An 8,971-nucleotide genomic window follows, 5' to 3' on the forward strand; every position below is an offset into this window, starting at 1 on the left:
CATTTCGATACTTTTCTAATACACTCATGTATTGATATAAATCGTAACCCGCAAATATTTCGTCTGAACCTTCACCAGACAAAGCCACCGTTACTTTTTCTTTGGCTAATTTAGCCACAAAAAATAATGAGATCGCAGCCGCTTCGGTAACGGGCTCATCCATTAAGGCAATATATTCAGGAATGAATTCTTTAAATTGCGACGGCGTTATTTTAATTTCATGGTGATCAGTTTTAAACTTATCAGCAATAATTTGCGCGTAAGGTGTTTCGTCAAAACCTTTACCAAAGTCATAACCAATAGAAAATGTTTTTAAGGGCTCTTTAACTTTGTCGGCTAACAAACCGACCACGGCACTTGAATCAATACCACCGCTTAAAAAAATACCCAGTGGCACATCACTGCGTAATCTAAGGTCAATCGCACTTTCCAGTAACTTTTTACTTTCATCTACATAATAATCAAAACCTTTGTCATCTTGATTATCAAATTTCAGATCCCAGTACTCAGTTATCTTTATATCACTGCCACTTATCACCGCATAATGTCCGGGCATCAAGCGTTTAATACCTTGATGAAGCGTGTTCTCACCAGGGATATAACCGAAGCTCATGTAGCTATCGATTAATTGCAAATTAAGATCGGGCTTTTTATCTAGGCCTTTTAAAATAGCTTTGGTTTCAGACGCAAAAATAAACTCTTCTTGAGTTTGATAATAATAAACAGGCTTAACACCTAAACGGTCGCGCGCTAAAAATAATTGTTTAGCTTGAGTGTCGTAAATGGCAATGGCAAACATGCCATTAAATTGATGTAAACAGTCAACACCGTATTCTACATAGGCTTGCAGAATAACTTCGGTGTCAGTACCCGTTTCAAATACATAGCCTTTTAATTCTAATTCGGCACGGATTTCTAGGTAGTTATAAACCTCACCATTATAGGAAATCACATAACGCCCAGTATTTTCAATACGAGGCTGATGCCCTGCAGGAGTTGGATCTAAAATACTTAAACGTAAATGAGCCAAACCACAATAAGCATCATCAGAGACCCAAATTCCACTATCGTCAGGCCCACGATATTCCATGGTATCTCGCATACATTCAAGACGCACCGGATCCGTTAAATTATTATAATTAAGTGTCCCTAATATTCCGCACATTGATATTTTGCCACTTAATATTTTAAATAGTTATAGTCTTATTTAATTTTCATGGCTCGTCTATATAAAATTAATATCGATTTCAATTACTCTGTATATTAATTAGCTATTTAGTCGTTAACACTGTCTTGCGTAAACCAAATCTATTACCATTGGTTATTAAATATTATGATCATTTACGTATTAGAAAAATCAATACTATTTTATCTACTCCGTATGTTTTAAAGTCAAAATTAGACACTTTATAACTTTTTACAAACTGCGCTAATAAAATAAGTATTATTAATACATCTAGATGGGTTATTAAATTCAAATTAGCGTCAACCGTCAGGAACGAATAAGAATTAACTTATGGAAAAAAGTACGCCCGAAAAAACATATAATCATTTTATTTACCTTATAGTTTTAATAGCAGTTGGTTTAATAATAAGAACAACTCAGCACTATGGTTTTCTTGGCACCGACGACAGCGTTATAACATCCAATGCATTGAGAATTTTGCACGAGGGAATGTATACACCTTTTACGCATTATGACTCTAGATTAGGTTTGATATTACCGGTTTATTTTGTATTCGAATTATTCGGCACCGGTGTAATACAATCTTCATTCTTTCCCATTATGGCTTTCTTAATTTTGCCTCTAGTATTGTACAAAATAGGCATGCAAATTGGACTTGCCCAACGGTATGCCTTTCTTGCTGGGTTATTAGTATTGCTAACACCCATAAATATTGCCTTTGGTTCAAGCAACTATCCCGAAGTGCCTTTTGCACTGGCAACATCTACAGCCATATATTTCCTACTCAAATCTAACATCCATCTAGCTCAACAACAGATACAGTGGGTAAGCTTAGGTATAGCGGTACTATTTTTATTCTGGGCATATTTAATCAAGATAGAGATTATATTTGTGCTCGCTGGGCTTTCGTTTTTCTTTTTATTAAACCGACAATATATGTTGGGGATATGTTTAGTGCTCTCGCCACTCATTTTTATGATTGCAGAAGATCTCCTTTTTTACGTATCCACAACAGAAAACCCACTTAACCGATTAGACATTTTGACCAGTGGCAGAGACGCCTCTACAAAAACTGCAAGTCATGGGGGCACTCAGCTTTGGGTGTTTCCTAAGTCTATGTTCATTACATTTTATAATTTTGGCTTGCTATTTTATTTTGCTTTATGGAGCTGTTTTCTCTACTTCAAAAACTTTATAAAATACAAAAACCATCTTGTTGGACTATTTGTTTTTGCTTTTATCGCTTTTTTTATATGGCTACAATTTGGTACATCCCCGAAGAATCTTTTAAATTTCTTCATGACTGGAGATTTAAAAACCAAATCGCACTTAGACAGATACCTAATTATGTTACTGCCATTTATTAGTCTAATGATTGCCTACACAGCGCAAAATAAAAATTGGATAAGTGCTAAATTCAAACCCTCAATATGGCTATCGGCGCTGCTACTATCAATGGTTGCGTGTATACCTTTAAATGATATCAGCCAAGAATATGCGTTAGCCTACAACGATACTCAAAGTACATTAAATGAAATGCCAGCGCAGACCATTTATTGCGACAAAGCTACCTGTACCTACTTTACAAAACTACAAGAATTTGGTGAGTTTAAACAACTCACTTTTGAAGATGTCGTGATATATGAGTCAAAATCAGGGGTGACCAAAAACAACCCTAATTTCACCCAAAATGGCGGACTCGTTTTAATCAATAAAAATCGCTATCTCTATTATAATCGGCGCTACACAATCAAATATCCCACGCTCGAAAGTTTAAAACAGCATGCTAATTATGAAGTGGTATCGTCAAACCCGGGCATGCCCATTTCGTACATGTACTTGAACATGATTAGTCAAATGTTAAAAATATTGCCCCAAGATAATTATTTAGTATCAAAAGCAGAAGCAACAGTAGAAGAGGCCTTAGACAAAGAAGATATATTATTATTTAATGTTACTGCCGAAAACGCCTTAAAGTTGGAATATATAAAATGAAACTAATTGTTCAAATCCCTTGTTATAACGAAGAATTAACCCTACCGGCCACGTTTAATGATATACCCAAAACTATCCCGGGCGTCGACCAAGTAGAAATCATGATCATTGACGATGGTTCAACGGATAAAACGATTGAGGTTGCTAAAGCGTTAGGTGTTGATCACATTATTATCAATAAGAATAACCGTGGATTAGCCCGTACTTTTAGAAAAGGCATAGATGAATGTCTAAAACGCGGTGCAGACATCATCGTTAATACCGATGGCGATAATCAATATGCTGGGTGGGATATACCAAAACTTATTCAACCCATACTCGATGGCAAAGCCGATTTAGTGGTGGGTGATCGCAACACAGGCAAGGTAGCTCATTTCTCTGCGCTTAAAAAGTTTTTACAACGCTTTGGTAGTTATGTAGTAAAAACGCTATCGGGTGTAAATGTGCCCGATGCAGTAAGTGGATTTAGAGCTTACAGCAGGGAAACAGCATTGCAGTTGAATATAGTCTCTCCGTTTAGTTATACCATTGAAGCACTCATTCAGGCCGGTAAAAAGCATATGGCTGTCGCTTCTGTGCCGGTTGAGACTAATGGTAAAACCCGCGAATCAAGGCTATTTACAAGTATCCCTAAGTTCATTGAAAGACAACTGACGACCATAGTGCGTATGTACGCCATGTACCAACCACTTAGGGTGTTCTTTTTTATTGGTGTAACCCTCTCCATACTAGGTGCATTTCCTATTTTACGTTTTCTTTTTTATTATTTTACTGGGGAAGGTAATGGCCATATTCAATCCTTAATCCTAGGCGGAACGTTCACTATATTAGGCTTTATTTCATTCTTAATTGCTTTGGTGGCTGATTTGATAAACTTTAATCGCATGTTGATTGAACAGACTCTTGAAAAAGTAAGACGTATTGAGTTGTCACAACTCGATGATAAGAAAGATCAGTAAAAAGATGAAAAACACTGCCAATTTACGCGTGCTCTTTATTACTAGAAAATGGCCACCAGCTGTGGGAGGTATGGAAACCTATAGCTATGAGTTAACTCAGGTATTGAAAGATGAGCTAAAACTCAAGATATTAGCCCTGGCAGGTAAAAAAGACGGTGGCCCACCCAGCCTGTTTTCCATGCTTTTATTCTTAGTTAAAAGTGCTTGGTTTGTATTGCGACATGGTCGAAGTTTTGATGTGATTCATATAGGCGATTTTGTTTTGGCACCGCTTGGTTTGATCAGTAAGTTATTCGCCAGGAAAACTAAAGTGGTGATTATGATCCACGGACTCGATATTTTATTTGGCAATAGACCCGGTATATTAGCTGGCATTTATCAGATATATCAGTACTTAATCAGTCGCTTGCCCATTGCTGATGAGTTTATTGTCAATAGTGAGAATACCGGCGAAATTTGTAAAGAGAAAAAACTCACGCCTGTTTCTGTCATTCCACTGGGCGTAAATACGGCGCTCCCCGCGATAGATACGAATGAACACCAATACAAAATCCTATTTCTTGGCCGCTTAGTTGTGCGCAAAGGCGCACGTTGGTTTGCAGAAAATGTACTACCACTGTTAGATAAAAAGTTTGAGTTTGTTGTTGTTGGTAAAACTTGGGACAAAAGTGAACAAGATGGTCTAGAAAATAAAGAGCGAGTCAATTTAGTGGGTTACGCTTCAGATGAGGTGCTTGCTAAATTGAAGAGTCAAACCTGTTTAGCCGTTATGCCAAACCAGCTGAGTATCAATCAAACCGATGTTGAGGGCTTTGGCTTGGTTGCAACGGAATTATCGGTGCAAGGCATACCGCTTATTGCATCAAACATTGAAGGGCTGACCAGTGCCGTTATTGACCAGAAAACGGGGTTTCTGTTACCCCATGACGATATTCAAGCATGGGTAGCCAAGATAAATGAAATCGCCACATGGGACTCTACAACGCGAGAGCAATATAGTGCTAATTGTCGAAAACTGGCTGTAGACTATTACAACTGGGAACGTGTTGCTGATGACACAATGACAGTTTACAAAAAGCTATGTTCAGTACAATCGGAAAATATTTGATGGAATGGCAACCCAAAGTTACGGTCATTATGCCCGTATTTAACGATTACAAACGTTTAACGCTCTGTTTAAAGGCCCTTGCAGAACAAAGCTACAGCGGAAGTATCCAGATTATTGTGGCAGATAATAACTCTACGAAATTTGATGACAGTATCATTGAACAATATCAAAATGTTCAAAAGATAGTAGAGATGAAGCCTGGTTCATACGCGGCAAGAAATAAAGCATTACAGTACGTTAATGGTCAAATAGTGGCGTTCACGGATTCAGATTGTATCCCCTCCCCTGATTGGCTAAAAAATGGCGTGGCGCTTTTACAAAATGAAGAGATTTCTTTAGTCGCAGGAAACGTCGATATATTTTTTGAACATCCATCTAAAAAACCGAATTGGGTCGAAATTTTTGAGTCGGTTTTAGCTTTTCCACAAAAAGAAAATGCGGCTCTTGGTAGATCTGTCACAGCAAACTTGTTAATTAAAATTGAAGCGTTAAAACAAGCGGGTATATTTGAAGAAGACACCTTTTCAGGTGCGGATTACCAGTTTACCAGAAGAGCCACATCCCAAGGATTTAAAATGGTTTTTGGCGAAAACGCCACGGTCAAACATCCCGCTAGAGATTCCATTGCACAAATTAGAAAAAAAGCGAGACGTGTAGTGGGTGGCTTTTATGAATTGCGCCAAGTCGATACCAATATGGATAAACAGTTTAGTTTAAAAGTATTGATTGAAGACGCATTACCGCCGTTCCACGCTTTGCGCACATGCTTAGACAGAAGAAAGACTCATGGGCTTCCTTGGAGCCATATCTTAAAGGCGGTCTCAATAGCGTGGCATAACAAGTTATACCGGCTGTATCTTAAACTGTCCTTGCTGATTGGCCTTGGCATTAGAACCGAGCGATAAATGATGAATGTTCTAAAAGGTACAGACAAATTATGAGCGACGTAGATGTACAGATACTGCCTAAAGTAAGCGTATATATACCCACTAAAAACCGCCCCGTTATGCTCAAACGTGCGATTGATTCGGTACTTAGTCAAGACTACCCTAACGTTGAAGTCGTTGTCAGTGATGATGGTTCAACCGATAACACCCCAGAATTTATGCATGCTTATTGCAAACAACATGACAATATTATTTATATCCGTTCTGAAACGTCAAACGGCGCATGCCATGCCAGAAACAAAGCGATTCTTGCATCCAATGGCGAATTCATCACTGGACTCGATGATGATGACCGTTTCACACCTGACAGGATCAAACAATTTGTTGAAGCTTACCGTCCAAACGACGCATTTCTTTGCTCTTTGTTCAATAATTACGATGGCGAAAAACTCATACCCAGTCGTTATTATCAGAAAGTAATAGACAAAAACCGTATTTTTAGACGCAACTGTGTGGGCAATCAAATTTTCGTTAAAAAACAAGATCTACTAGATAATAACTTGCTGTTTGATGAACGTTTTCCAGCATGGCAAGACTACGATTTTTTTACTAACCTGATATGTCATCTTGGTCCAGCCAGACGTATTTTTGTGCGAAGTTATATTATGCACACCGATCACGAAAAAGAACGCATCACTAGCCCTAAACGTACGTTGCAGGGGTATCGGCTTTACCTAGCTAAGTACCGCACATTAATGAACCACTCTCAGCGAATTTCGTTGGCGGTCAATGCCTATAACCTGCAACGAAAACCAATACCTAAAGTGCTAACTAAACTGTGTGTTAAATATTTGAATTTTTATGACTTGTTCAAAATATTGAAAAGTGGGAGATAATCTATATGAAAATTAGTTTCCCCTACACGTTTGCAGGCTCAGGCAGTGATATTTGGACGATGAATATAGCGCGGCAACTCGAGAGTAAAGGTATAGATACCGAAGTTGAGATGTTTCCTAAGCATTTTCAGCATTATCCTTATCTACTGAGATCGAAGTTTAAATCAAATGGTGCTGATATCATCCACACCAATAGTTGGACAGGCGCCGGATTCTATAAAGATGACGTTCCCCATGTCACCACTGAGCACTTAGTCGTGCATGACCCTCTTGTAACACCTTACAAAGGGCTGCCGCAAAAAGTGTTTCACAAGATAGTCTATCAACATGAACGTATGGCATTTGATAATGCACAAGCGATAACAGCCGTCAGCCAATATAGTGCAAACAAGGTCGAACAGTGTTTTGGTAAAAAGGCAATCGCTATTCAAAATGGCATAGATACCGATCAGTTTTTTATCAAAACCCCGATTAAAGATTTAAATGCAAAAGGTAAAGGTAAAATTAAATTACTGTTTGTCGGTAATTTTAGCCAACGTAAAGGCGCCGATTTATTACCTAAAATAATGAAACAATTGGGCAGTAACTTCGTTTTATTTACCACGACCGGCCTGCAGGATAAAAATGTTGCTGAAACCGACAACATAGTATCCATTGGCAAGTTATCCCAGAGTGAATTACTCGAGTATTACAACTACTGTGATATTTTTCTATTCCCTACCCGATTAGAGGGATTAAGTTTAACGACCCTAGAGGCAATGGCCTGCGGAATGCCAGTGGTTACAACAGACTGCTTCTCAATGCCTGAGTTGGTGGTTGACGGCAAAGGCGGCTATTTATGCGAGCTCGATAATGTAGAAATGTTTGTGCAAAAAATAGAACAACTGACTGCAGACTCCAACTTGCGTTCAGCCATGCAAACATTCAATCGCCAGCACATAGAAAATCACTTTTCTCTAGAAATGATGACGAATAAATATATCGACCTGTATACAAAGTTGATAGTGAATAGTTAAGGGATATACATGCAATTTATAAAGCGTCGACTCAAGGCTAAATATTTGTCATTGTTGGGCATCCATTTCGCGCCAAGAACGTTTCAAGAGGCTTTGGTGAGACTTGAAGCTGCCACACCGTTCTTATTGGTAGGCTTACCTCGCAGTGGCACTTCTATTACACAATCCTGGATTAATCAGCATCCTCAAGCTTATGTCAGCTATGAATCAATCATTGAGCCCTTTATTCAAGAGAAAAATCGATATCGATTGGCTGCATTTTATTACGAATCACTAAGACAACATGAACACTTAGTTAGCAGTCTCGGTGGTAACAATACTAAACCTTCAGTGCAGTCATCACATTATTCTTTGATAGGAAATAAGTCTATTTTCCAGCAAGGTAAAAAATATCAACAAGGCCTAGTGTCCGCTATTAACAAACAAACCAATCTGAAAGTTGTGTTTATTGACCGTGATCCTAAAGACCGTATTGCATCCATTTTAAAATGGCACGATAAACGGGACACCACCTTGGTCAATACTGTGGCAACAAGTACAAACACCAAAAAAATAATTCAAACAGAATGTCATCGTAGTAATGACTTCACTCAGTTTGTGAGTCAATTTATCGATAAAGAAAACGTGTTAGTGCTTAATTATGAGAGGTTAGCCACAAAAAACGTTGATGTACACGCGTTATTCTCATTTATGGGATTGAGTGAATGTGATGAGGTTAAATCTTTTTTTCAAGATACAATGCAAGCTGGTTCAATTGAAAAATGGCGAGAGGATTTGTCTGAAGAGCAATTGAGACTGATAGAAACGCTTTGTATCAAAAAATAAAGTGGACCTGGGACACACCTTCCAACATTATTTCTTATAAAGTCATATGAGTTGAATTTTAATTTTCAAACCAGTAAAAAGAAAAGGTTTTAGTAAATA

Annotated in this window: 8 protein-coding genes; 7 read left to right on the plus strand and 1 reads right to left on the minus strand. The window is 38.1% G+C overall.

What is annotated here, in order from left to right:
* Window positions 1-1,165, minus strand: a 1,165-nt coding sequence (gene asnB, locus ACJAT7_RS16070) for an asparagine synthase (glutamine-hydrolyzing) (RefSeq protein ID WP_415227816.1), incomplete at its 3' end; no start/stop codon positions are given.
* Between the two features lie 351 nt (window positions 1,166-1,516).
* On the opposite strand from asnB, the gene ACJAT7_RS16075 reads away from it, so the two are divergent.
* Genes ACJAT7_RS16075 through ACJAT7_RS16105 form a run of 7 tightly spaced genes read left to right on the plus strand, consistent with a single transcriptional unit; the run spans window position 1,517 to window position 8,872 of the window.
* Window positions 1,517-3,181 carry an ArnT family glycosyltransferase gene (locus ACJAT7_RS16075; RefSeq protein WP_415227817.1) on the plus strand — a complete coding sequence of 555 codons (1,665 nt, stop codon included), beginning with the start codon at window positions 1,517-1,519 and terminating at the stop codon, window positions 3,179-3,181.
* The gene (locus ACJAT7_RS16080) at window positions 3,178-4,140 is read left to right on the plus strand and encodes a glycosyltransferase family 2 protein (RefSeq protein WP_415227818.1); all 963 of its coding nucleotides are present in this window, start codon (window positions 3,178-3,180) and stop codon (window positions 4,138-4,140) included. Before ACJAT7_RS16075 ends, ACJAT7_RS16080 begins: the two co-directional genes overlap by 4 nt.
* A gap of 4 nt (window positions 4,141-4,144) precedes the next feature.
* Complete coding sequence (locus tag ACJAT7_RS16085) at window positions 4,145-5,248, plus strand: glycosyltransferase family 4 protein (protein ID WP_415227819.1); 1,104 nt, start codon at window positions 4,145-4,147, stop codon at window positions 5,246-5,248.
* Complete coding sequence (locus ACJAT7_RS16090; RefSeq protein WP_415227823.1) at window positions 5,248-6,153, plus strand: glycosyltransferase; 906 nt, start codon at window positions 5,248-5,250, stop codon at window positions 6,151-6,153. The genes ACJAT7_RS16085 and ACJAT7_RS16090 overlap by 1 nt, the downstream gene beginning before the upstream one ends.
* A gap of 32 nt (window positions 6,154-6,185) precedes the next feature.
* Entirely contained in the window at window positions 6,186-7,031 is an 846-nt protein-coding gene (locus tag ACJAT7_RS16095; RefSeq protein WP_415227820.1) for a glycosyltransferase, read from the plus strand.
* 5 nt (window positions 7,032-7,036) lie between these two features.
* Window positions 7,037-8,047, plus strand: coding sequence for a glycosyltransferase family 4 protein (locus tag ACJAT7_RS16100; RefSeq protein WP_415227821.1), 1,011 nt, complete (start codon window positions 7,037-7,039; stop codon window positions 8,045-8,047).
* Between the two features lie 9 nt (window positions 8,048-8,056).
* Entirely contained in the window at window positions 8,057-8,872 is an 816-nt protein-coding gene (locus ACJAT7_RS16105; protein WP_415227822.1) for a sulfotransferase domain-containing protein, read from the plus strand.
* Window positions 8,873-8,971 lie beyond the last annotated feature (99 nt).

It is taken from the genome of Psychromonas sp. (assembly GCF_047632995.1).
Lineage (GTDB): Bacteria > Pseudomonadota > Gammaproteobacteria > Enterobacterales > Psychromonadaceae > Psychromonas.